This window comes from Xanthomonas sp. NCPPB 3569 (genome assembly GCF_041475645.2).
In the GTDB taxonomy this organism is placed as follows: domain Bacteria; phylum Pseudomonadota; class Gammaproteobacteria; order Xanthomonadales; family Xanthomonadaceae; genus Xanthomonas; species Xanthomonas phaseoli.
Genome location: NZ_CM192969.1, coordinates 3,597,538 through 3,621,293 on the forward strand (window position 1 = coordinate 3,597,538; position 23,756 = coordinate 3,621,293).

Below are 23,756 nucleotides of genomic sequence, written 5' to 3' on the forward strand. Positions count from 1 at the left end.
AGTGAGGGCTGTGCCGCGGGCATGCTGCACGATGGCCGCGTGCACGTCGCCCCCAGGTCGGGCTAGGTGACACCAGCCAGTAGAAGCCGGAGCAGAGCGCCCCTTGCTGTACATCTGGCAATGCAGTTCGACCAATCCGCCCGACGACGGGAACACGTGGTATTTAAGAGATAATAAAGAGGTCTTTTAAACCTCGCACAGGACTGGACCACGATGCATCCGCCACGCCTGCTGAGCCGCCTCGTCGTGAGCCTTGCTGCAAGCCTGGCTGCGATCGTTGCGCAGGCGCAATCGCCCACGTCGCCGCCCTCGCCGATCGTGCTGAGCGAGTTCATCGCCGACCCGGCTCCCACGCCGCAAGCACATGCCTCCACCTTGCTGGAAACGCGCGATGGTCGCCTGCTGGCCGCCTGGTTCGGCGGCGAGCACGAAGGTTCGGCCGATGTCGGCATCTGGCTCGCTCAGCGCGGCCCGCAGCAATGGCAGCCACCACGTCGTCTTGCCGATGGCGCGCACGCAGGCGTCGATGGCACTGCAGTGCCGGCATGGAATCCGGTGTTGTTCCAATCGGCCACCGGGCCGGTGCAGCTGTACTACAAGCTCGGACCCAATCCGCGCCAATGGTGGGGGCTGCGTCTGCTCTCCACTGACGATGGCGTGCACTGGTCGCCACCGCAGCGGTTACCCGACGGCATTCTCGGGCCAATCAAGAACAAGCCGGTGCAATTACCGAACGGCCGTATCCTGGCGCCCAGCAGCAGCGAAGACCGCGGCTGGCGCGCGCATCTGGAATGGAGCGACGACGACGGCGCGCACTGGCAACGCGGCATGCCGCTCAACGATGCGAAGACGATCGGCGCGATCCAGCCCAGTCTGCTGCTGTATCCGGATGGCCGGCTGCAGGCGTTGGGCCGCAGCCAGCAAAACAAGCTTTTCAGCACGTTCTCGCTCGATGGCGGCCTGCATTGGCAGCCCATGTACTTGCTGGACGTGGAAAACCCGAATTCGGGCACCGATGCAGTGGTGCTGCGCGACGGTCGTGCGTTACTGGTCTACAACCCCGCCATTGCCGGCAAGGACTGGTGGGACGGCCGCGGCACCCTGGCCGTTGCGCTCTCCAACGACGGCGTGCACTGGCAACGCGTGCTGACGCTGGAAGACAGCGCCCATGATGAATTTTCGTATCCGGCCGTGATCCAGAGCCGCGATGGCTTGGTGCATGTCAGCTACACCTGGAAGCGCCGACGGATCAAGCATGTGGTGCTCGATCCCACGCGGTTCGGCAAGTGCGGTCCCTGCCAGGCGCCCGCTCCCGCAGCGCTGTCTGAGCGCTGCACAACGGCATGCGGCCACGCCGCTGATCCTTCGTCATGATGACGATGGCTTCGCCCCGCGGGATTCGCTAATCGCGTTGCATGCCGATCATCGTCATGGCGCGACAGCCAAGACGAGGAATGCGATGCGACGTGTCGATCAACCACGCCCGCCGGGCCCGCCTGTCGGACTGCGGGAGCAGACTGCGTCCAGTGCCGATGCGCCCGCGCGCACTGTCCCACCCGCACACCCCGCGCCCGAGCGCCCCACCGGCATGCTTAGCGGCCTGACCAGATATGTGCCTGGCGACCGTTCCGGGCGTCCGCCAGCAATGCCTGCCGCTGCCGAGACCTCTCGCCGGCCAACCACATCCGCTCGCCCTCTTCCCTACGATGGCTCCGGCAGCGCTGCGCGAATGAACCAGGCGACTGGACAGGCTTCGCGGATGCCGCAATTGCCACAGCTCAGCAACATAGAACGCTCGCGCTTCCACTCCGTCACCACCGATTCGCAACGCTTGCAGCCGGCGCGGCCGCGCGTGCCGCCGAGCGTGGGCGCTTCACCCTTACGGCGCTCTACAGCGCTGCGCCCTTACCGCGACGTTCTGGCGCAATGGCAACGACACTACAACGCAGACCGCAATCGCTGGCACAGCGCATGGCGCCAGGCCAATCGCAACAACCCGCAGGTCGAGACACGCACAGACCGGGCGCTGAAGGCGACCGCAGACTTGCTGGAGAACGCAAGCCAAACGGGTCGGGTCGCGCTGGAGCTGCGCTCGGTTCCCCTTCCGCAATTTCCCGACCAGGCATTCCGTCTATCTCATCTGCAGCACATGACGATCGATGCGGCGGGGTTGATGGAGCTTCCGGACGCCATGCAGCAATTTGCGGGCCTGGAAACACTGACGCTTGCGCACAATCCGCTTCGCTCGCTGCCCGCATCCATCGCAAGCCTCACCCAATTACGCGAGCTCTCCATCCGCGCCTGCCCGGAACTGACGGAACTTCCCGGCCACCTGGCAAGCACCAATGCATCCGGCGAGCACGAGGGCTTGATCAACCTGCAGAGGCTACAGCTTGTAGAAACCGGGATCACAGCGCTTCCGGCGTCCATGACCAACCTGCAAAACCTGAAAAGGCTACAGATACGCAACTGCCCGCTGTCCGTGCTTGCTCCAGCCATCCATCGGCTGCCACGGCTGGAGGAACTTGATCTGCAGGGCTGCACGGCGCTACGCAACTATCCGCCGATTTTCGGCGGCGGTGCGCCCTTGAAGCGACTGATTCTGAAAGACTGCAGCAACCTGCTTACGTTGCCGCTGGACATTCACCGCCTGACGCAGCTGGAAGAACTCGATCTGCGAGGCTGCGTCAATCTCTCCAGACTGCCCTCGTTGATCGGCCAATTACCTGCCAACTGCATCATCCGGGTGCCGCCGCATTTGCAAGCGCAACTCGACCAGCATCGCCCGGTTGCGCGCCCCGCCGAACCAGAGCCGACTGGCCCAACCGCCCCAGTTCCCTCGCCCCCTGTTCCCGGCAATCGAGCCAGGGCAACCTCTTCGGCGGCCACCACCGAACCGCCTCGCACGGTTGCGCTCGAACGCATCGAGGACACCGCACAGACCATGCTGAGCACGGTCATTGATGAGGAACGAAATCCCTTTCTGGAAGGTGCCCCCTCCTACCTTCCAGAAAAGCGCCTGCCCGGCGCTCCCACCACCTTCGGCCAGATTCCGGCCTTGCAGAAAATGCTGGAAGAAAGCAGGGATTCCCATTTCCTGAGGCGGGTGAGCGACATGGCAGGCCCATCCCCCAGAATCGAAGACCCGAGCGAGGAAGGCCTCAGCCGCCACTACACCAACGTCAGCAACTGGAAGGCGCAGAAGAGCGCGCACCTGGGCATCGTCGATCATCTCGGGCAGTTCGTTTATCACGCAGGAAGCCAGCTCGACGCAGCGACATTGGCCAAGGCGGTCCAGATGTGGAAGACCCGGGAGCTGATCGTCAATGCACACCCGCAGGATCGCGCGCGCTTTCCCGAGTTCGCTGTGCACATTCCCGAGCAGGTCAGCGATGACGCTGACGACGAACAGCAGACAAGCCCGGAACCTTCAGGCCATCAGTAGAGGGTCAACGCGACAGGCGCAGCAGCCCATCGAGCATCGCCCTCAGCGTACGTGCGCAACTCAAGGCCGCGCCTATGCTGGCCGAAGTCACCGTTGTGCGCGTTTCACGCCTGCTGCAACGCGTCCACCATCCGGCGTACCCGCGCGGCATCGGTCCGCTGGTAGTCTCCGCCCAGATCGCGGATATACGGGTGCGGCGACGGCACCTGGGCCGCGATCATGCCACGCGCCGAGGCATGGAATTCGTGCGCGCCGGTGTGCTGCCATATGGTGTGGATGTTGTGCTCGGAAAGCCCGGCACCGGGCATGATGCCGATGCGCCCAGCTGCCTGCCGCACCAATGCGGCGATGGTGTCCATTCCGTCCAGCGCACTCGCACGTGCACCCGAGGTCAGCACCCGCTCGCAGCCCAGCCCGATCGCATCTTCCAGCACGCGCGACGGATCGGCACTGACATCGATCGCACGATGGAACGTCACCCCCAACGGCCCTGCTGCCTGCATCAACACGCGCATCGTCGCCAGATCGACCAGCCCATGCCGGTCCAGCGCGCCGAGGACCAAGCCATCGCATCCAAGCCGCACGCACTGCTCCACATCGCGGCGCATCACCTCCACTTCCGAGGCGTCGAACACGAAGTCGCCCACGCGCGGACGAATCAGCACATACAGCGGAATCCGCAAGCGCTCGCGCACCACCGCCAACGTGCCGAACGACGGGGTCAGCCCGCCGCCATCCAGCCCGCCGCACAGCTCCACGCGCATCGCGCCGCCTGCTTGCGCAGCCAACGCCGAGGCCACCGAATCGGCAGCCACTTCCAACCCTGACGCGCTCATGCCGTCGGCTCGCGGGTGTAATGGCTCTCGCCAGGCACCAGCAGATCCTGCCGCTGAGCGTCGCACACCGCGTAACTGAAGCCTTTCTGGATCGCGAACGCGCCCACTTCGCCGCGCTTGTTCATCGCCAGAAAGCCGACCTGCAATGTGCGCGTCAATTCCGGCTTGCGGCGGATCAGCCGCATCACCACCTCGCGGCAGGCGTCGGCCGGCGACTTGCCCTGCCGCATCATTTCCACCACCGCAAAACTGCCGACGTTCCGGATCACCTCTTCGCCCACACCGGTCGAGGTCGCACCGCCCACTTCGTTGTCCACGTACAGGCCCGCACCGATGATCGGGCTATCGCCCACGCGGCCATGCATTTTCCACGCCATGCCGCTGGTGGTGCATGCACCGGATAGATTGCCGTACGTATCCAGCGCCAGCATCCCGATGGTGTCGTGATTGTCCTTGCCGCCGGGCAACTTGGCATCGCGCCAGGCGCGATTTTCGACATTGGCTTCGGGCGAATACTTCGAAGTCTTCAACCACTCTTTCCAGGCCGCTTCCGAGCTTGGGGTCAGCAGCTTGGCTTTCGGAAACCCCTGTTCGAAGGCGAATTGACGCGCACCATCGCCCACCAACATCACGTGCGGCGTCTTCTCCATCACCGCACGCGCCACCGAAATGGCGTGCACCACGTCTTCCAGCGATGCCACCGCGCCGCAGTTGCCCAGGTGGTCCATGATGCAGGCGTCCAGCGTGACCCGGCCATCGCGGTCCGGATAACCGCCCAGGCCGACGGTGGGATTGCTTGGGTCCGCCTCCGGCACACGCACACCGGCCTCTACCGCATCCAGCGCAATACCACCGCTGCTGAGAATCTTCCAGGCTTCCTGATTGGCGGCGACGCCGAAATCCCAGGTGGAAATCACCCGCGCCGCACCCCGCGGCAGCGCCGTCGGCCGCACGCCTGGCGTGGCGCCTGCCGCAGCGTGCGCGCGGGCGCCCCAGCCGGCCAACCCGGACGCGATCGCGCCCAGCGTGGCGCCCTTGAGGAAGTGACGACGTTGAAGCATGCGGATGACTCCATGGCGGAAACGAGCGGCCGCGCAGTGCGGCACCAGCCTTCCATCATGCGACAGCGTGATGTGCGGATAAACCTTCTTGCGGCGTTGTCGCATGCGGATCCGTGCACAACCGTTGCATGGCTGGGCCAACCCTGCCTCAGCCGCTGCGCGTCCGATGCATGGATCTGGCTGGCGGCAAGCGACGGGCGATGCAACGCGCAGCGGCCGCAAGGGCGCTTACCCAACCATCAACAGGACAGGAGTCGACGCAAGGCGATGCGCACGCGGCGATGACGCCGCCCCCACCGCCTGCCCCCCCATCGGCGCGCACAACGACGATCTACAGGCCAGTGGCGCGCCGTGGCAGGCACGGATGACAGCAGCGCACCTCCCCCCGCAGCCAACCAAGCGCACGCCAGCGCCTGCGGCGGCGCGCCGGCACTACCGATGTTGCCGGCACCGTTGCAGGATCCATCGTTGCGTATCGAATGCGGGACGGCCAACGCACCTGCGACCACCCAGATCGCGATATCGCCAAACGCCTCGCATGCCGCGCCAACAGCTGCACCTGCACGAAGATGGGAACCGCCGGACGGCAAGCCGCAGCCCGGAGCATCTCGCAACATGTGGTCGCCACCTTCGGCCACCCGCACTGCCACACAGCAGGCACGTCAACAGCGAGACAGTCACGCGCGAGCAGATGCACCGCACGGTGTTTCTGAAACTTTCCGCGCCACCGAGCGATCGGCTAACGGACCGTGCTGCTTCCTGGAACACGCAGACACGATAACGATCGGCATCAAGGCGGCCACGCCGGATGCAGCGTCGGTGCAGGCCTGGGCGGCGCAGTTGCGCAATCAACTCAAACGACGTGGCTGGCCAACGCAGATCGAGCTTGCGCAGGACAATCCGCTAGCCGCCGATGAATGACGGCTTGAGTTCTCGGGCGCTTTGCCCTAACCCGGCTCATCATCCACAGCGCCTTCGCCAGGCATGCCGTCCTCGCGCAATCTGCTGGTCAGCACATGATCGCGCCAGTGGCCATTCAACTGCAGATAGCGCCGCGCATAGCCTTCGATCTGGAAACCCAGCCGCCGCAGCACGCGCGCGCTGCGCAGATTCTCCGGCACGTATTGCGCCATCACCCGGTGCAGGCCGAGCTGGCCGAAGGCAAAAGCGATGCCTTGCGTAGCTGCCCACTGGATCAAGCCGCGTCCCTGCTGCGCCGCGTCCAGGCCGTAGCCCATATGGCACGCCTGAAACGCGCCGCGCTGGATCTGGGTGAACCCGGTGGTGCCGATCACGTGCTCGCCCTGCAACAAGACCAGTTGCAGCTCGCGCTCGCCAGGCATCGCGCCGCGGTATGCCATGCACAGGCGGCGCCAGCCTTCGACAATGTAGAACGCGGGCGGCCGCAACGGCATCGCATCGGCCAGATGAGCGCGGTTACGCGTGTGGTAGTGCGCCATTGCAGCCGGATCGACCACGGCCAGATCGCACAGCACCACACCGTCAGCGCGGCGGATCGGCGCAAAGAGCGGATGGCTCATGACGTCCACGCCTCAACCCCGCGCGTCAGCTTGCTGCGAGGTGCATCCGGCTGATGCATACCGATCATGCTCCGCAAGCCGTCTCCAAGGCAGGGCGTCATCCAGTGCGTAAGATGGAACGCCCAACAGTCAGCCACACCCTCAACCGCGCATCACTCAATGCCCGGCAGCCTCCGCTGCACTGCGTCACTGCGCCCGCCCGACGGCGAGCACAGCAGGCATTCGCCGCTCTCAGGCGGCAGCGACCGCAAGCGCCTGGCCGACCTGCGCTTCGATGGCGTCCAGGTTCGGCAACAGCGCGCTTTGCTCGCCCAGCAGCACGCGCATGTGCACACCGTCCGGCAGCGCATCTTCCGAGGCATCGGCCAGCAGGCCATCGCGCGGCACCGAAATCAGCTGCGGGAACGAGGCAGTCAGCAGCGCGAAATACGGCAACGCCGGGTTGCCACCCAAGGCCTTCAACACGATGACCTTGTTGTTGACTGCGGTGGGTTCATCGCCCATGCCGCTGAGGCGCGCGAACGACAGCAGCGGCACCTTCCAGCCGTACCAGTCGATGCGTCCGACCACCCAGCGCGGCATGTCGGGCAGGGGCTCGACCGCCACGCGCGACATCACCTCGGCCACCGTTGCGTTCGGCAGCAGCACGCGCTCGCTACCGGCCTGGATCAGGACGCCGCGGATTTCGTCGTTATTGGCGTAGCTCATCGCATGATTCCGATTCGAAAAGGAGCGCCCGGCTTATGCCGGCCAACGCTGCGCCAGCGCCTGCGCCAACTGCGCAGGGTCGCCGGTCAGGATGCCTTGCCGCGCCAGACGCGCGGCGGCGGCGGGGTCGTAACAGCCGTCGGTGGATTGCCCGGCCAACCAGCCGCCTTGCTCGGCTAATGCCAGCGATGCCTCCACCAGCGCCTCGTTGGCACCGCTGAGCATCAGCACCGCACTGTCGGCCGGCGGCAGCGCGGCGATCAGCCCGGCCGGATCGGCCGGTGCCACGAACGCCAGCGCGCCGGCATGCTGGTGCACGCCGACCTCGTCGGAGAGCACATACACCTTGCCCGGTGCGACCACCTGCCCCGCTTCGCCCAATTCGACCGGCAACGCAGACACGCGTCCCATCTGCCGCACCAGGTTGCCGTACTGGCCGCCATCCAGGGTCATGCGCACCAGCACCGCGCGCGGGAATTCCGGCGGCAATGCGGCCAGCAAGCGGCGGATCGCATCCGGCCCACCAATGCCAGCGACGACCAGCACAGCGCCGGTGACGCTGCCGCTGTGCTCCAGATCCACCAGCGACAAGCCGCCGGTGGACAGGGCCGCCACATCGGGTTCGGCGCGCGGGCGCACCACCACGGCCACCTCGTCCACCAGGCCCCAGGTGCTGGAATCGCCCAGCGTCAGGCCCGGTTTTTCCGCAGCGACCGGTGCCGCCTCCTGCACGGAGGCATGCGCGAACAAGGCATCGCCAGGCACGCTGTCGAACGCATGCGCGGCCGCTTCCAGGTGTTGATCCAGTTGCAGGTCAGAATGCTGCTGCGGTGCCAGCGTCAGGCCGGGCTCGGGCTGCAGCGAGGGCTCGCTTTCGGTGCCCGGCGGCAGCACATCGGCATGGCCATGCAGTTTGGCGGCCAGATGACGCACCCAACGCTGCGCTTCCCAGCCCTCGCGACGCACCGTCAGTTCGGCCTCGTCGAAGATCACGGTGACGCCCGGCATGTTGAAGGCCGGCTCCAGCGCTTCGAGCGCGTCTTCGATCGACGGTTCCAGTGCGACCAGCACTGCCACCGGCTCGGCGTCGCGCAGCATCTGCACGTCGACCGCCGCTGGCTCGTCTTCCAGCACCACCTGCGCGCCGGCCAGGCCGAGCGCTTCGCGCAGGCGCTCGCGCGCCTGGCCGGGACGACCCAGCAAAGCAACCGGAGTTCCCATTGCGCCATTAGTCTCGGACACGGGCGATCCCCAGCAGGTCATACACGTTTCGCATCAGATCCAACTCTTGGTAAGGCTTGCCCAGGTAACGCTGCACGCCGATCTCGAAGGCACGCTGGCGATGCTTCTCGCCACTGCGCGAGGTGATCATCACGATCGGCACCGCCTTGAAGCGCGGGTCGGCCCGCATCGCGGTCGCCAGCTCGTAACCGTCCATGCGCGGCATTTCGATATCCAGCAGCATCAGGTCGGGCACGCGCTCTTCGAGCAGCTCCAGCGCCTCGACACCGTCGCGTGCGGTCGTGACGTCCAGGTTGTGGCGTTCCAGCACGCGGCTGGTGACCTTGCGCATGGTCAGCGAATCGTCGACCACCATCACCAACGGCACCTGGCGCTGCGCTTCGGCCTGTGTTTCCAGCGACGGACGCGCCGGCTGGGCCAGGAAACGACGGACCAGCGGGGCGACGTCCAGGATCACCACCACGCGGCCATCGCCGGTGATGGTGGCGCCGTAGATGCCCGGCACCGAGGCGATCTGCAGGCCCACCGGCTTGACCACGACTTCGCGGTTGCCCAGCACCTGATCGATGGCCACCGCCGCGCGCAGGTCGCCCGCACGCACCAACAGCAACGGCACCTGCGCCTGGCCATCGGCACGCGCGGCGGCCTGGCCGACCAACGAGCCGAGGTCGTGCAACACGTACTCTTCGCCGGCGTAGTGATATCCGCCCTCGCCCGACTCGTAACGGGTGCGCGAAATGCGGCCGATACCGCTGACCGAACCCACCGGCACCGCGAACGTCGTTTCGCCGATGCGGACAAACACCGCCTGGGTGACCGCAAGCGTTTGCGGCAGACGCAAGGTGAAAGTGGCGCCCTGCCCGCGTACCGAGTGGATATCCACCGAGCCGCCGAGCTGACGCACTTCGTTGCGCACCACGTCCATGCCTACGCCGCGGCCGGCCAACTGGCTGACCTGCTCGGAGGTACTGAAACCGGAGGCGAAAATCAGGTTGTCGAGTTCGGCCTCGCTCAGCTCCTGGCCCGGTTCGATCAGGCCGCGCTCCTCGCCGCGGCGACGGATCGCCTCGCGGTCAAGCCCGGCACCGTCGTCGGCCACTTCCAGCACGATTTCCGAGCCTTCGCGGCGCAGACGGATCGCAATGCTGCCTTCTTCCGGCTTGCCGGCGTCGCGGCGTTGCTCGGGCGTTTCCAGCCCGTGCGCCACCGAGTTGCGCAGCATGTGTTCCAGCGGCGCGACCATGCGATCGAGCACGTTGCGATCCAGTTCGCCCTGGGTGCCTTCCAGCACCAGGTGCACCTGCTTGCCGGTGTCGCTGGCCGCCTGACGCACCACACGACGCAAACGCGGCACCAGGCCATCGAACGGCACCATGCGCGCACGCATCAGGCCGTCCTGCAGCTCGGAGCTGACGCGCGACTGCTGTTGCAGCAGGCCGTCGTATTGGCGCGAGAGGTCTTCCAGCACGCCCTGCAAGCCGCCCAAGTCGGCCGCCGATTCGTTCAGGGCGCGGCTGAGCTGCTGCAGGGTGGAGAAGCGGTCCAGTTCCAGCGGATCGAAGGTGCGATCGCCCTGGTCCTGTTCGCGCTGATAACGCGCCACGATCTGCGCTTCGGTTTCCAGATCCAGACGTCGCAACTGATCGCGCAGACGGGCGTTGGTGCGATCCAGTTCGCCCATGGCGCCACGGAACGCGCCCAGCTGCTGCTCCAGGCGCGAGCGGTAGATCGCCACTTCGCCGGCGTGGTTGACCAGACGGTCGAGCAGGTCCGCACGCACGCGCACCTGTTCCTGCTGCACGCGCGGCAGGAAGTCTTCTTCGGCCTGGCCGTCCACCGGAACCGGGGCGGACAGCGGCGCCGGTTCCACCGACGCCTTGGCGATCGCGCGGACATCGGCGTCGCTGGGCGGTGCGGCATTGCGGCCACGGGTACGGGTTTCGAAGGCTTCCACCAGATCGGTCGGCATCGTCACCGCACGGTGCATGCCGGTGCGGGTCAGCAACTGATGCAGGCGGTCGAAGCCACGCTCGAACAGACGCACGTCGTCGCGATCGATGTCGGTGCGGTTGGCCGCCACGGCTTCGAGCAGCGATTCGATCGCGTGACCGAGATCGCCGATGGCGTTGATGCCGGCCATGCGCGCACCGCCCTTGAGCGTGTGCAGATCGCGCTGCAGTCCGTTGAGGACATCGCGGTCTCCCGGCACTTCGCGCATGCGCGCGATCAGGCCATCGCAATGGTCCAGCAGGTCGCGACCTTCTTCGACGAAGATGTCGACCAGCTCGCCGTCGAGTTGATCGAAGTTCAGCGGGCCGGCATCGAATGCCGCGCCGATATCGTTGCTGGACGCAGCGGCACGCGCCGCATCTTCGACCGGGGCGCTGAACGCAGCGGTGGTGGTGTCTTCCGGCTCGTCGGCGCTGCGGTCGGTTGCGTGCTGATCTGCGGAGTCGGCGGCATGCTGCTGATCGGCACCGGCGTGGTCGCTGGCTTCCGTTGGTTCGGCGTGCGCTGCGTGTCCTGCGCCGTCGAACTGCTCTTCGCGCTCGGCGTGATCGCCCACGGCAGAAACATCGACCGCGGCCTGCGCATCGGCCTGCGCCGCGTCGTCGGCGGTGACAGCCTGCGTGTCGTATAGCGCCGGCGCAGTGTCCGATTGCCGATCGCCGGCCTCTTCCACCTGATCGGCCGCATGCGCCATTTCGAATGCCTGCACCGATTCGACAGTGTGATCGGGCAGCACATCCGCATCGGTCTGCGCGGCGTCAACATGGTCGGCGCCTGCGTACTCTGCATCGGAATGCGCGGCTTCGGTCTGCTCGGCTGCCAGGTGCTCGGCTTCGGAATGCGCGGCTTCGGCGTCCTGGTGGTCCGTCGCGTGCTCGACGACGCCCGCGCGTTCGTCGGAATGCGCATGCGTTTGCAGCTGCTCCCCGGCCTCGACGTCCTGATCAGACGGCACCTGCTCATGGACGTGCTGCTGCGCATCGGCGGACGCATCATCGCCCGAATCCATCTGCTGATTCGAAGATGCGTGCGCTTCCACCTCTGCGTGCTCGCCCAGCTGCGCGGCTTCTTCCAGCGCTTGCTGCTCGCCCGCATACGGCTCGCCTGCATGCGGCAATGCTGCATCGCTGTGCTGCGCCGCCTGGTCTGCCGGCTGCTCGCCTGCCTGTTCCTGCGTGTCGGCGTGGTCGTGGCCAGACTGATCGGACGCCACGCTGTCCAGCGCTGCGGTTTCCGGGGTCCAGTCTTCCGCGGTCGTTGCATCGGCGTCATCAGCCAACGCAGCGTCGGCGTGCACGGCCTCCAGCGCTTCGATGCTCTCGACCGCCTCGTCAGCGTCTGCTGCAACCTGATCGTCGTGCGCGGGCACCTGCTGTGCGTGCGCGTCCACTGCCTGCTCGGCATCGGCTGCAGCCAGCGTCTGCGCATCGCCCAAGACAGCTTCTGCATCGGCCAGCTCGTCTACCGCAATTTTGTCGGCGTGCGTGCTGGTCGCATCGGCGTCGTGCTCGCCCGACACAACCTCAGCAGATGCCTCACTCGGCACCTCTGCCGCGTGCTCGCCCGGTACGTGATCGTGCGGTGCGGTCTGCGCATGCTGCAGTTCGGTGGCATCCCAGGCCTCGGCTTCGACCAGCGGCTCGTCGGCCGGCAGGTCGTGTGCGTCGATGTCCTGCGATGCGGCCCGGTCTGCCGCGTCGTCTGGCGCAGCATCGCCGTGCAGCGCATCGGCAAGCTGCTCGGATTCGGCAACCGGTACCAGTGCGTCGTCGCTCGATGCAGGCACAGACTCGGCAGCGGCGTGGGCATCTTCGTGCATGGCGGCATGGCCGGCATCGTCGAGCGCATGCGGTGCAGGCGCGTCCAGTGCGAGTGCCGAATCATGCTCGGCTTCGGCCTCGGCCAACTCGTCCACGGCAATCGGCGCATCGTCCGGCTGCGGCTGCGCGTCTTCGGCACCTTGCGCCAATACAAGGGCGTCGGACGGTAGTGCGCCGGCATCCAGGTACTGCGACAGATCCTGCGCACCGGTCAGTTCGACCGAGGCAGCGCTGCCGCCTACCGTGGCGCTCGGAGCGTCGACATCGTCCAACTCGTCCAGGAACACCTGCGGAGGCCACTGCGCTTCCGGCAAGCTGTCCACCAGCGCGCGCAAGCGCTCGGTCAACGGTGCGAACGACGGAATCAACGGCGCATCGGCACGCAGCGCGGTCACCGTGGTGGCAATCGCAGCAGCGGTGGCGGTGAGTGCTTCGAGCCCCTCCGCCGACGGCGTGACCGAGGCGGCCAGCAAGCGCTTGACGTAGCTTTCGGCCGGCGTCGTCACCAAGGTGATTTCCGGCACGTCGGTCATCGCGAACGCGCCACTCATCGTGTGCACGGCGCGCAGTACTTCTTCGGTCGCCAACTGCGGCTCGGCCTGGCTGGCCTGCAGCCACCCGTTCACCGTGTCCAGATGCGTGGCGACCTCGGCTTCCAGGATCTCGCGCAGCACGCTGTCCACCGAAGCCGGGGTTCCGCCGCTGGCGGCGAACACGCCTGCGGCTGCCGCCGGAATCGCCGCGGCCTCGGCCACCGGTGCCACGGCTGCGGGCACGTAGTAGACCTCTTCGCCGGCAGCAACGCGCTCGGCAATGCCCTGGATTTCAGGCAGATCGGCGCTGATGCGGCCCTGGTCGCGCAGCGCGGCGTTGAATTGCGGCAACACCTCGTAGGCCAGTTCGACCATTGACACGACCGCCGGGCTGGCCGGCCGCGAATTATCGAGCACGCGGTTGAGCATGCTCTCGATCTTCCAGCTGAACTCGCCGAGCACGCTGGCGCCGACCAGACGCCCACTGCCCTTCAAGGTGTGGAAGACGCGGCGGATCGGGCGCAGGGTTTCCGGGTTGGTGGGCGCGGCGCGCCACACCGGCAACAGCTGCCCCAGGTTGACCAGCTCTTCGTCGAATTCTTCCAGGAACACGTCGCGGATATCGTCGTCGATATCGCTGTCGCCGAAGCCGCCGAAAATGCCGGCGTCGGCAGCCTCCTGCGCAGGTTCGCTGGACACCGGTTCAGAGCCTGCCTGCGCGATCTGCGCATCGGCTGCCACTGTCGGTGCCTGCGGACGCTCCACGTCGAACTGCGCGGCCGCTGCATCGAGCTGGGCCAGGAACGCAGCCGAGGCGTCGTCCAGCTCGAACTCGCTGACCACCGCCTGTTGCACGCGCGGGGCGACCGGCTCGGATGCTGCTTCGGACGGAGTGTCCTGCGGCTCCTGTGCCGGCTCGACGAACGGGTCATCCAATTCCTGCGGCGGGCTCGGCGGCGGCGAGAAGGCATCTTCGATGCTGGTCTGCGCGCGGCGCGTTGCGTTCTCGGCGATGAAATCCAACGGTGCGTCGGTCTGATCGGCGTCGCCCGGCAGGTCGATCTGCTCGATCTGCAGCGGCGCGTCCTCGGCAACCTGCGGCTCGGCGGCGTGTGCCTGCTCCAGCGCGCTCAGATCCACCGTGTAGCTGACCTGCGTGGCCTCGTTGCCATCCTGCTCGGCCGACACCGGGTCGAACGCAGAGGTGGCGATCGGCGCGGCCTGCTCCGTGGTTTCCAGATGCCAGTCGCCGGGCGCCTGCGCGCCGTCGCCCGAAAGATCCAGCGGCGCCACGGTGAACGGCACGTGCGACTGGCCGGAGACGGTTTCTTCGGCGGCGACCGGGTCGAACGAGAACACCGTATCGGTCGCGGCAGCGCCGGTGTCGTGCACCACGCTGGCAGCGAACGGCGTCTCGACGACGGTTTCGTTCGCCCATTCCAGCGACGGCAAGGCCGCCGCATCGTTGGCGGCCTGCGGCGTATCGGCGTGTTGCAACGGCGGGGCGGCCACCGGCTGCGGCTCGGCCGCGCTGCCGGGCTGGTCCGCGCCGACCGGCAAATCGGACGGCTGGCCCGACGGCAGCGGCCAGTAACGCAGCGTTTCCAGGCTGTTGCGGGTGATATCCAGAATCTCTTCGCGGCCGGGACGGCGCTCGCGCAGGGCTTCCAGGTAGTACTCCAGGCTGGCCATCGCATCGGCCAGGGTATCCAGCTGGCGTCCGCTGGGCACGCGCTGCTTGCCGATCAATTCCAGATCGACGTAGCGACGCACGCCTTCCAGATAATCGGCAGCCTGCGGCAGCTCGAGAATGCGCAACGCACCGCCGACTTCGCCGAGCAGGTGCGGCACCTCGGCAAGACGCGCGTGGTCCCAGTTGGTTTCGATGAAGGCGACGAAATGTTCGCGCGCCGCACCGAAGTTGGCGATCGCCTCTTGCGCCAGCACATCGACCGTGCGGCGGACTTCCGAGGAGTTGGCACTGTTGCTGACTTCGGTGCCGTCGCCCGGGTCGGCGCCGAGGCTGGCGACCTGATCGTCCAGCGACGCATCCACGTACAGCAGCGCGCCGGCAATATCCAGCAGCACGCTTTCGTCCATCTGGGTCTGGCCATCGACCACGCGTGCCAACGCATCGCGCTGCTGCACGACGACGCTGCGCGCAACGCCCAAGCCCATCATGCCGAGGGTGTCGGCAACGCTGCCCAGATCGTTGACCTGGGTCTGCAGCTCGCCGATCTCCCCGCCGGTGCGCAAATGCAGGTCCAGCGCGTCTTTGACGCGCAGCAGTTCTTCCTTGACCGCGTTGCCGACGGTGTCGAGCAACTCGCGATTGCGCCCGCTCAGACTGCCGCGCGCATGATCCAGCTCGGCCTCGGTGGCAACACCGGCCTGCGGGTCGAACGCGAACAGCACGCTTTCGCTCAGACCCGGCTGGCCACGGGTGGCACGGATTTCATTGAGCAGCGGCAACAGCACGATCGGAATGTCGCGGTGACCGTTCTGCAAGCGCTCCAGGTAATCGGGCAGCAGCACGGTGCCGCGCATCAGCATCGCGCAGGCTTCGTCGCGGTCGGCGACCTCGCCCGCCTGCACGGCCTGGGCCAGCAGCTCGAGCTCTTCGGCCACCATCGCCGGCGCATACAACTCGACCATGCGCAGCGTGCCCTGCACCTGGTGCAGGTAGCCGGCGCAGAACCGCATCCGACTGGTGTCGGAGGGTTCTTCGGCAAAGTATTCGATCTCGTTGCGCGCCTGGCGCAACGTCTCGTCCAGCTCTGGCTTGACCCAGCCCAGTGCGGCGTGACTCATCGCATCGCGAAGCGCGCTCATTGCAGCCCCCTGACTACGACCGACTCGCCGCCAGCGCGGCAACCGGTCACTTCCTGCATCGACGTAACGCTACTACGCGCCATCTGCTGATCCTTTCCCGTTCCGCGTCGTGGTCACGCCGGCAGCTTGAAGTCGGCGACCGAACGGCGCAGATCGGCAGCGAGCTGAGCCAGGTTGCCGATCGATTCGGCCGTCTGCTCCGCACCCTGCGATGTCTGGCTGGTGATCTGACGGATCACGCCCATGGTCTGTGTGATATCCGTCGCTGCGGCCGACTGCTGGTGCGCAGCGATGGAGATGTTCTTAATCAGGTTGTTCAAGGCGTTGGACACGCGCTCGATTTCGGTCAGCGCGGTGCCGGCGTCTTCGGCCAGGCGCGCACCGGACACCACTTCAGATGTGGTCTGTTCCATCGAACTGACCGCTTCGTTGGTATCGGCCTGAATGGTCTGCACCAGACCTTCGATGCGTCGGGTCGCACTGGAGGTGCGTTCTGCCAGGCGCTGCACTTCGTCGGCCACCACAGCGAAACCGCGACCGGCTTCGCCGGCCGACGCTGCCTGCACCGCGGCGTTGAGCGCCAGGATGTTGGTCTGCTCGGAAATGTCGTTGATCAGTTCCACGATCGAGCCGATCTCCTGCGAGGATTCGCCCAGCCGCTTGATGCGCTTGGAGGTTTCCTGGATCTGGTCGCGGATCTGGTCCATGCCCTGAATCGTCTCGCGCACCACGCCGGCACCCTCGGCGGCGATGACCACCGAGCGCTGCGCCACTTCGGCCGACTCGGTGGAGTTGCGCGACACCTGTTCGATGCTGGCGGCGATTTCGCTGATGCGCTCGGAGGCGGTGGTGATCTGGTTGGCCTGCTGGCCGGCCGCTTCGGCCAGCTGCATGGCCGTGGCCTGGGTTTCCTGGGTCGACACGGCCACCTTCGCGGAGGTGTCGTTGATGGTGGTCACCAGGTGGCGCAGTTCGTCCACGGCGTAGTTGATCGCGTCCGCGATCGCGCCGGTCATGTCCTCGGTCACCGAGGCTTTCACGGTCAGGTCGCCCTCACCGAGCGAGCTGATTTCGTCCAGCAACCGCATGATCGCCTGCTGGTTGCGGCTGTTGAATTCCACCTGCGACTGGTAGCGCACGTCCTGCTCGCGGGTGCGCACGCGCACCGAGCTCCACACGAAGCCGATGATCGCCAGCAGCGCGACCAGGCCGGACACCACGCCCAGCCAGAAGTTCGGGAACAGGCGCGTGTCGCGCACCGAACCGAACGCCGAGAAGGCATCGAACAGCTTCTTGCTGTCGTCGAGCATCTTGCCCGAGCCAGCCGTCAGTGCGGCGGCCGAGGACTGTGCGGCGAACAGGTTGCGCGAGCTGGCGAGGATGGCGTCGACGTCTTTCTTCATCGTCGTCCACTGCGCCTGCGACTGCTCCAGCGCCGACAACGCGGCCGGGTTGCGCACCGCGGCGATGCCGAGTTCTTCGTTGCCCGTGCGCAGGCCTTCGAGCATCTGCGTAAACACCACCGAGTCACGTGCCAGCGCGTCGCCCGAGGCGGCCGCATTGGCACCACCGGCGCGCATTTCAGTGACCCGGCGTGCCATGGTGCCGGCGACCACCACCTGCTGCAGCGTGTTGTAGATCTGCGAGGCGGGCGCGCCGCTGACCGTCATCGCGCGCACCACTTCGTTCAACTGCGCCTGCAGCTGCGGCACGCTGCCGGAGAAGCGTTCGGCGTTGCCGGCCAAACCCAGCACCGCCGGCTCGCTGGCGATGACCTGATCGGCGTTCTTGCTCAGCGGCACCCAGGTCGCCTTGAGCTGCGCCATCGAGCTGGCGATCGAGCTTTCCTGGCCGTAACGGCCATCCAGTTCGCTGACCGTGCTGTCGATGCGGCCCTTGGTTTCCTTGAAGGCGGCAAAGGCCTTGGCGTCGCCGGACACCGCTTCGCGGCCCTGGTTGGCCAGCTGCTGCGAGAGCACCTGCAAGTCGGCCGCGCCGGTGCCAGCACCGGCAAGACGACTGCCCTGCCAGGTCGCGACGCCGGTGTTGGCGCCAAACACGATCATCGACAACACCAGCAAGCCAAGCCAGAAGCTGGTGCTGACGCTGCCGAGCTTGTTGGTCTTGCGGGCGTCCGGGGCGGTACTCATGGTTCGACCTCGATCTGTATGACGTGGCGGGGTCGCGGCTTAGGCCGCGGCCTGCCGGAATTCAGGAGTGCGCGACAGCAACGCCAGGGAAAACACACCCCAGTCCTGCGTCTCGTTGCGGAAGGCACGGTCGATGAAATGGGCGTAGCGGCCTTGCGCCAACTCGCCGGGTTCCACCGCCTGGACCTGCTCGAAGCTGCGTTGGCCGTACAGCTCATCGATGGTCAGCGCGACGTCGCCGCCGGCCTGACGCATGATCAGCACGCGCTGGCCTTCCTGCAGCACCGTGCGACGGCCCTCCAGGAACTGCTTCAGGTCGATCACCGGGAACAGATTGCCGCGCAAGTTGCCCACGCCCAGCAGCCAGGGCTGTGCGCCCGGCACCGGAGTGACCGGCGGCATCGGCACGATTTCCGCCACTTCGCGGAAGTCCGAGACCAGTCGCCGGGTCCCGACGCGATACCCCACGCCGCGCCAGATATCGGCCGAGAACTGGCGTTCCGGCAGTGGCGTGGCGTGCGCAAGACTACGGCGCTCGTAGTCTTCGAGAATGTCGAATGGAGAGCGCATCAACGCACCAATTGTCTGATGCGCGCGATCAGATCGTCTTCGCGCGGCGGCTTGACGATGTAGTCGCTAGCACCTTGTCGCAGACCCCAGGCCCTGTCGGTTTCCATGCCCTTGGTGCTGACCAGCAGCACGGGAATGTCCTTGGTTGCCTGGTCGCGTGCGAGAGCACGGGTTGCCTGGAAGCCGCTCATGCCGGGCAACACCACATCCATCAGCACAATATCGGGCGCCTGGCTGCGAACCAGCTCAAGCCCCTCTTCTGCATTATCGGTGGCGACGACCGTATGGCCTGCTTTTTCCAGCCATTGACTGAAGACTGCCCTGTCGGTGGGCGAGTCCTCGATCAATATAATTCGAGCCATGTTGCCTTTCCCCCTGGTCAGGCGTGGACGTACGTGCGGATCGCGCTCAGTAGTTCTTCATGGGTGAACGGCTTGGTCAGATATTGCTCGGAACCGACGATGCGGCCGCGTGCCTTGTCGAACAGGCCGTCCTTGGACGACAACATGATCACCGGCGTCGATTTGAAGAGCTGGTTGCCCTTGATCAACGCGCACGTCTGGTACCCATCCAGGCGCGGCATCATGATGTCGACGAAAATGATCTGAGGTTGCTGGTCCGCAATTTTGGCCAGTGCCTCGAAACCATCCGTTGCTGTCACTACTTCACAACCTTCCCGCTTCAGCAGCGTTTCGGCGGTGCGGCGAATGGTTTTCGAATCATCGATCACCATCACCTTCAGTCCTGCGAGTTCCCCACCCGCAGCAATGTTTTCACTCATGCAAATATCCCCGGGCGCGCGACGCTTCATCCCTTCCGACGTCGCTACGAAACTGCATGTATATCCCAAGACCCGCATCGACTGTCAAGGGCGCATTGCCGGGGCCCCGCCAGGCGGACGTTCCGACCACGTCTGGGTGCGTCCCGGCCGGCAAGTCGCGCACTACGACCCACCGGGCGCGCCATCGCCCATCGCTTGAAGTTACCATCGGCAGCTTGTTCGAAAGGTTTAGCCCCATGTCGCTCGACGTCGTTGTGGTGATGGATCCCATCGCCTCCATCAAGATCGCCAAAGACACTACGTTTGCCATGTTGCTGGAAGCCCAGCACCGTGGTCACCGCCTGCACTACGTGCGCCCCGGCGGGCTCAGCCTGCGCGAAGGGCGCGCGGTGGCGCAGGTGGCGCCGCTGAGCGTGCGAGAGGACAAGACCGGCTGGTTCACGCTGGGCGAGTTCGCCGAACTGGCGTTCGGGCCCGGCCAGGTGGTGCTGATGCGCAAGGACCCGCCGGTGGATGCGGAGTTCGTCTACGACACCCAGGTGCTGAGCGTGGCGCAACGCACCGGCGCGCAGATCGTCAACGACCCGCAGGGCCTGCGCGACTACAACGAGAAGCTGGCCGCACTGCTGTTTCCGCAATGCTGCCCGCCGACCCTGGTCAGCCGCGATGCGGCCGCGCTCAAGGCTTTCGTGCTGGAACATGGCCAGGCGGTGCTCAAGCCGCTGGACGGCATGGGCGGACGCTCGATCTTCCGCAGCGGCAGCGGCGACCCCAACCTCAACGTGATCCTGGAAACGCTGACCGACGGCAACCGCAAGCTGACCCTGGCGCAGCGCTTCATCCCCGACATCACTGCCGGCGACAAGCGCATCCTGTTGGTGGACGGCGAGCCGGTCGATTACTGCCTGGCGCGGATTCCGCAGGGCGACGAATTCCGCGGCAACCTGGCCGCCGGCGGGCGTGGCGAAGGCCGGCCATTGTCCGAACGCGACCGCTGGATCGCCGCGCAGGTGGGCCCGGAAATGCGCCGCCGCGGCATGCGCTTCGTCGGCCTGGACGTGATCGGCGATTACCTGACCGAGGTCAACGTCACCAGCCCCACCTGCGTGCGCGAGCTGGATGCGCAGTTCGGCCTGAACATCGCCGGGCTGCTGTTCGACGCAATCGAGGCCGGCGCCGCGCAATGAGCACGGCCGCGGCCCTGCCGGCACCGATGGACGACGGTCGCCGGCTGATGATGACGCTGGTGATCTCGCTGCTGCTGCATGGCGTGCTGATCCTGGGGGTGGGCTTTGCGGTCAGCGAGGACGCGCCACTGGTGCCGACGCTGGATGTGATCTTCAGCCAGACCAGCGCGCCGTTGACGCCCAAGCAGGCCGACTTCCTGGCCCAGGCGAACCAGCAGGGCGGCGGCGATCACGACACCGCACAGCGCCCCCGGGACAACCAGCCAGGCGTGGTGCCGCAGGACCGCACCGGGCTGGCGCCACAGGCGCAACGCGCCACCAGCGTAAACGCGCCCGAGCCCACCCAAACCCGCGTGGTGACCAGCCGGCGTGGCGAACAGGCCGTGCCGACGCCGCAGCCGAATCCGCAGACCGATCCGCTCACCCCGGCCGAGGCGCAGCGCATCCAGCGCGATGCCGAAATGGCCCGGCTCGCTGCCGAGGTGCATCTGCGCTCGGAACAATACGCCAAGCGCCCGAACCGCAAGTTCGTCTCGGCCAGTACCCGCGAATATGCATACGCGAACTACCTGCGTGCCTGGGTGGACCGCGCCGAGCGCGTCGGCAACCTGAACTACCCGGACGATGCCCGCCGCCGCCGGCTGGGCGGCAAGGTGGTCATCAGCGTAGGCGTGCGCCGCGACGGCAGCGTGGAAAGCAGCCGCGTGCTGGTTTCCAGCGGGGTTCCGTTGCTGGACGATGCCGCGTTGCGCGTGGTGCAACTGGCGCAGCCGTTTCCGCCCCTGCCCAAGACCAAGGACGATGTGGACATCCTGCAGGTCACGCGCACCTGGCTGTTCCTGCCCGGTGGCGAGCTGCACGACGACCGCTGACACCCGCGGGCGTTCACCGCCCGATGCAAGGCACCACAGCCGAGCGGCACCGGGCTGACAGAACATATAAGCGCAGGATCAGCGCCGCTGCGGCGCACCCTCCTCGTGCCGTGATGCCCCTGGACCGAGCGTGGACGCCAGGCCAGCGGCCCTGCGCGGCCTGGTCACCGCCTTGTACGCCTGCACAGCGCCAAGGTGCCATAGCGGCGCGCACGTGCAGCAGCAGGCTGGCAACGACGACCCGCGATTAGCTTGCACATCCACCTAGACCGCGCAACGGCATGGCCGATTGCGTCATTTGCCGCATGCAGCAGATGGCGTGGCAGCTCCGCGGTGACCGGTGTCTCAGGCCACCTGCGCCGCGGCGTGCAACCGGTCGGCCAAGGCCATGATTTCGTCTGCGTCCTGCACGCGTTCGCGCCAGGCGGCGGGAATGCCCTCGACACCGTAGAACGCGCCGGCGAGCTGGCCGCAGATCGCCGCGGTGGTGTCGGCATCGTCGCCCAGGTTGGCCGCGCGCAGCACTGCATCGGCGAATGTGTCGGTGGTGGCGAAGCACCACAGTGCGGCCGACAGCGCGTCGACCACGTAGCCGGTGCCGCGAATCTGCGCTGCCGGCACCGCGGCGTGGTCGCGCGCGGCCAAGGCATGCACCGCCGGGGAGACCATTCCTTCGCACGACGTGCGCAGCACCTGCTCGCGCGTTGCGCCGAGCAAGGCGGCCCGCACCTGGGCAGCGAACAACCGGCAGGCGTCCAGTGCTTCGGCGGCGGCATGGGTGGTGCGCGAGCTGTCGGCGGCACGCTCGCCCAGCTTGTCGGGGCGATGCGCGTAGTACATCGCCACCGGCGCCAACCGCATCAGGGATCCATTGCCGGCCGCGCGCGGATCGGCGCTGCCGCTGAAGGCGGGGCCGCCATCGAGATAGCGCTCCAGCGCCTGGCGCACGGTGTTGCCGATATCGAAACAGCGGCCGGTGCTGCTGAGGTAGCCGTGCTGATACCAGTTGCAATAGCGATTCATCTGGTCGGCGGGATCGAAGCCTTGCCGGTGCAGCAGGCTGTGCGCCAGGCACAGCGCCATCGAGGTGTCGTCGGTCCACTGCCCTGCACGCAGGGCGAACGGACCACCGCCGTGCATGTCGTCGATCGGCGTGAAGCTGCCGGGCGCTTGGAATTCCAGCGTGGTGCCCAGCGCATCGCCGACCGCCAGGCCGAGCAGGCAGCCGCGAAACCGCGCGCGTTCGAGATCGCCGTGTGTCATGGCGCGGCGGCGGCGGCCTTCGCTGCGCGTGCGGCCTGTTGCTCGGCCAGTGTCAGTGCAACGTTGTCGCGCAGGTACGCTGGCTCCACACGCTCCGGCGCCAGCCCTTCGCCCCGCTGCAGCGCGGGCACCGCCAGCGTGAGCAGATCGGCGGCATGCGGCAAGGCGCTGGCATCGACGCTGCTCAGTTGCGCGGCAAGACGCTGCTGCAGCAGTCCGTCGGCGGCCGCAAATCCGGTTCCCACCCCGGCCACGCGCTGCGCCGTCTCGGGCATGAGCACCGCGTCGGGCGTGCACACGCGCTCCGGGACAAGTTCCAGCAGCCCTTCCTCGTTGCGCGCGAATACCCCGGCATAGACTTCGCCCATGCGCGCATCGATGCAGGCCAGCACCAGGCTCGCTTCGGCCGGCGCGCGCAAGGCCAGCACCTGCAGCGTGGACACCGCCAGCACCGGCAGATCCAGCGCCAGCGCGATGCCTTGCGCAATGCCGATCGCCAGCCGCACGCCGGTGAAGGCGCCAGGCCCGCGGCCGACCGCGATCGCATCGAGCTGACGCCGGGTGATGCCGGCGTCGGCCAGCAGCGCGTCGGCCCACGGCAAGGCCAGTTCGGCGTGGCGACGCGGTGCCAGCTCGAAGCGCTCGATCACGCGTCCATCCACGTGCAGCGCAACGGAGCAGGCTTCGGTGGAGGTTTCGAAGGCGAGGATGTTCATGGAAGAAAGCCGGGACCAGGACCCGGAACTGGCCGGGAAGGTGCAAAGTTTAACTGATCGATTCGAGCCGCCGAGGCGGCATCCGGGATGTGCCACCCGGTGTACGCGGGCACCTGTGTGCAGGCGCTGGTGCGGGCCGAAGGGCAGTGCGACCGGCAACGTTGCCATTGCATGCGAGCGCGACACACG

The 23,756-nt window shown here is 66.8% G+C and carries 17 protein-coding genes; 5 read left to right on the top strand and 12 right to left on the bottom strand.

All coding sequences use genetic code 11. The features are described from left to right. Positions 1-213 precede the first annotated feature (213 nt). Positions 214-1,374 (top strand): sialidase family protein, encoded by a 1,161-nt coding sequence (locus tag ACCQ03_RS15640; protein ID WP_057680161.1) that lies wholly within the window; start codon positions 214-216, stop codon positions 1,372-1,374. A gap of 385 nt (positions 1,375-1,759) precedes the next feature. Then, positions 1,760-3,445: a type III secretion system leucine-rich repeat domain-containing effector XopL gene (xopL, locus tag ACCQ03_RS15645; protein ID WP_209225632.1), complete on the top strand. Its 1,686-nt coding sequence runs from the start codon at positions 1,760-1,762 to the stop codon at positions 3,443-3,445. 104 nt (positions 3,446-3,549) lie between these two features. Here the strand turns inward: xopL and ACCQ03_RS15650 are convergent, their stop codons facing one another. Together ACCQ03_RS15650 and ACCQ03_RS15655 are read right to left on the bottom strand one after the other, a co-directional pair. Continuing rightward, on the bottom strand, positions 3,550-4,281 hold the full coding sequence (locus ACCQ03_RS15650) for a copper homeostasis protein CutC (RefSeq protein ID WP_057680163.1): 732 nt from the start codon (positions 4,279-4,281) through the stop codon (positions 3,550-3,552). After that, complete coding sequence (locus tag ACCQ03_RS15655) at positions 4,278-5,342, bottom strand: glycosylasparaginase (protein ID WP_150146725.1); 1,065 nt, start codon at positions 5,340-5,342, stop codon at positions 4,278-4,280. The genes ACCQ03_RS15650 and ACCQ03_RS15655 overlap by 4 nt, the downstream gene beginning before the upstream one ends. Positions 5,343-5,810: 468 nt before the next feature. On the opposite strand from ACCQ03_RS15655, the gene ACCQ03_RS15660 reads away from it, so the two are divergent. Continuing rightward, the gene (locus tag ACCQ03_RS15660) at positions 5,811-6,263 is read left to right on the top strand and encodes a hypothetical protein (RefSeq protein ID WP_139791036.1); all 453 of its coding nucleotides are present in this window, start codon (positions 5,811-5,813) and stop codon (positions 6,261-6,263) included. Between the two features lie 26 nt (positions 6,264-6,289). On the opposite strand, the gene ACCQ03_RS15665 is transcribed toward ACCQ03_RS15660, so the two are convergent. The 8 genes from ACCQ03_RS15665 to pilG form a co-directional block, all read right to left on the bottom strand. After that, a complete protein-coding gene (locus tag ACCQ03_RS15665) occupies positions 6,290-6,883 on the bottom strand; it encodes a GNAT family N-acetyltransferase (RefSeq protein WP_209225522.1) in 594 nt (197 codons plus the stop codon). Between the two features lie 231 nt (positions 6,884-7,114). After that, positions 7,115-7,591, bottom strand: a complete 477-nt coding sequence (locus ACCQ03_RS15670) for a chemotaxis protein CheW (protein WP_008575177.1) — start codon at positions 7,589-7,591, stop codon at positions 7,115-7,117. Between the two features lie 33 nt (positions 7,592-7,624). After that, positions 7,625-8,812 carry a chemotaxis protein CheB gene (locus ACCQ03_RS15675; RefSeq protein ID WP_017155563.1) on the bottom strand — a complete coding sequence of 396 codons (1,188 nt, stop codon included), beginning with the start codon at positions 8,810-8,812 and terminating at the stop codon, positions 7,625-7,627. A gap of 7 nt (positions 8,813-8,819) precedes the next feature. Continuing rightward, positions 8,820-16,028: an Hpt domain-containing protein gene (locus tag ACCQ03_RS15680; RefSeq protein WP_209225524.1), complete on the bottom strand. Its 7,209-nt coding sequence runs from the start codon at positions 16,026-16,028 to the stop codon at positions 8,820-8,822. A 113-nt stretch (positions 16,029-16,141) separates the two neighbouring features. Then, entirely contained in the window at positions 16,142-18,178 is a 2,037-nt protein-coding gene (locus ACCQ03_RS15685; protein WP_017155561.1) for a methyl-accepting chemotaxis protein, read from the bottom strand. A 39-nt stretch (positions 18,179-18,217) separates the two neighbouring features. Beyond that, positions 18,218-18,748: a chemotaxis protein CheW gene (locus ACCQ03_RS15690; protein ID WP_017158584.1), complete on the bottom strand. Its 531-nt coding sequence runs from the start codon at positions 18,746-18,748 to the stop codon at positions 18,218-18,220. Next, positions 18,748-19,110: a response regulator gene (locus tag ACCQ03_RS15695; protein WP_209225528.1), complete on the bottom strand. Its 363-nt coding sequence runs from the start codon at positions 19,108-19,110 to the stop codon at positions 18,748-18,750. Before ACCQ03_RS15695 ends, ACCQ03_RS15690 begins: the two co-directional genes overlap by 1 nt. 17 nt (positions 19,111-19,127) lie before the next feature. Continuing rightward, a complete protein-coding gene (gene pilG, locus ACCQ03_RS15700) occupies positions 19,128-19,529 on the bottom strand; it encodes a response regulator (RefSeq protein WP_209225531.1) in 402 nt (133 codons plus the stop codon). 236 nt (positions 19,530-19,765) lie between these two features. Between pilG and gshB the strand changes: the two genes are divergently transcribed. Together gshB and tolA are read left to right on the top strand one after the other, a co-directional pair. Continuing rightward, positions 19,766-20,716, top strand: coding sequence for a glutathione synthase (gene gshB / locus ACCQ03_RS15705; protein ID WP_209225533.1), 951 nt, complete (start codon positions 19,766-19,768; stop codon positions 20,714-20,716). Next, a complete protein-coding gene (gene tolA, locus ACCQ03_RS15710; protein WP_209225536.1) occupies positions 20,713-21,588 on the top strand; it encodes a cell envelope integrity protein TolA in 876 nt (291 codons plus the stop codon). Before gshB ends, tolA begins: the two co-directional genes overlap by 4 nt. Positions 21,589-21,933: 345 nt before the next feature. Here tolA and ACCQ03_RS15715 read toward each other — a convergent pair whose 3' ends face one another. Then, positions 21,934-22,851 (bottom strand): ADP-ribosylglycohydrolase family protein, encoded by a 918-nt coding sequence (locus ACCQ03_RS15715; RefSeq protein WP_209225538.1) that lies wholly within the window; start codon positions 22,849-22,851, stop codon positions 21,934-21,936. Next, positions 22,848-23,567: a tRNA (adenosine(37)-N6)-threonylcarbamoyltransferase complex dimerization subunit type 1 TsaB gene (gene tsaB, locus ACCQ03_RS15720; protein WP_057677682.1), complete on the bottom strand. Its 720-nt coding sequence runs from the start codon at positions 23,565-23,567 to the stop codon at positions 22,848-22,850. Before tsaB ends, ACCQ03_RS15715 begins: the two co-directional genes overlap by 4 nt. Positions 23,568-23,756: the final 189 nt, after the last annotated feature.